This is a genomic window from Halohasta sp. A2 (genome assembly GCF_056175805.1).
This window is the reverse complement of sequence record NZ_JAQFWV010000233.1, coordinates 1-374: the sequence shown is the minus strand read 5'-3', so window position 1 is coordinate 374 and position 374 is coordinate 1. Positions and strand designations below refer to the sequence as shown.

General features: G+C 53.7%; 1 pseudogene. It reads right to left on the bottom strand.

Annotated elements, in window-relative coordinates:
• Nucleotides 1-374: pseudogene (locus O2S87_RS18940) on the bottom strand (IS5/IS1182 family transposase); the annotation flags it as partial.

Genomic DNA, 374 nt, shown 5'->3' with positions numbered 1-374 from the left:
GATCTTGTGGAACGAAAATCCAGCACGGTTTCGATAGTAGCAGCTTGTTTGGTCACGCTGAAAGCCGCTCGCATCAATTGTTGCAGAACCTGACCAGCCAGCCTGCTCCGCAGAAGCGCGGAGCAGGCGGCGCAGCTCCCGCATTGCGACATCTTGTTCCCACCGGCAGAGAGTTGTATGATCTGGTGTCTTTGGGAGGTTGAGTTCCTCGTGAAGTGGTTTCGAGTCATTGAACCATGCTTCTGTATCTCGGAAACTCTTGTTGAGTTCCGTATGCAAGAGGATGAGAGTGATCTGCACCCACTCAGCGAACCCGCTGTCGCCAGTTGGCGCAGCGGGTTCATCTGGGTCGTCAACATGCTCTTTAGCAAGAT